This window comes from Halomonas getboli (assembly GCF_023094245.1).
Lineage (GTDB): Bacteria > Pseudomonadota > Gammaproteobacteria > Pseudomonadales > Halomonadaceae > Halomonas > Halomonas getboli.
The window spans coordinates 1-520 of sequence record NZ_JALMEW010000017.1 but is presented as its reverse complement, the minus strand read 5'-3'; the positions used below and the strand labels follow the sequence as shown (position 1 = coordinate 520).

The window sequence follows — 520 nt, the reverse complement described above, 5'->3', positions numbered from 1 at the left end:
CAAGTGTCCACAATGAATTATCTGATCGGCCAGAGCAAAAGACTGTTTGGGTCTGTAGCTCAGTTGGTTAGAGCGCACCCCTGATAAGGGTGAGGTCGGCAGTTCAAGTCTGCCCAGACCCACCAAATTTTATCCAGTACCGCGTTGTTTTGTGACTCGCATAGCAGGCTATGCATCGCCACAAACGCCTTGTCCTGAATAAAATTCCCCATGTCACGTATGGGCATTCAGAGGGGCCTTAGCTCAGCTGGGAGAGCGCCTGCCTTGCACGCAGGAGGTCAGCGGTTCGATCCCGCTAGGCTCCACCATCATCTCAACAGTCATGAAGTTTTAAGCTAGACGTTTGAAGAGACGGCCTCTTCAAGCTTCCAGCTTAAAGCTTCTCGCTTTAAACGCTCTTTAACAATGTGAATCATGCTGACAAAGTCCCTCTCCTACCCGGGAGAGGGCATGAGATACGTCTCAAGCGTATCCGGCAATTGTCGTTGTTGTCATCGCAGATCAGACCCCTTGGGGTTAT

At 50.8% G+C, this 520-nt stretch carries 2 tRNA genes; both read left to right on the top strand.

The features are described 5' to 3' along the window. Positions 1-48: 48 nt before the first annotated feature. A tRNA-Ile gene (locus MYL53_RS17180) sits at positions 49-125 on the top strand. Positions 126-232: 107 nt separating this feature from the next. Continuing rightward, a tRNA-Ala gene (locus tag MYL53_RS17175) sits at positions 233-308 on the top strand. Positions 309-520 lie beyond the last annotated feature (212 nt).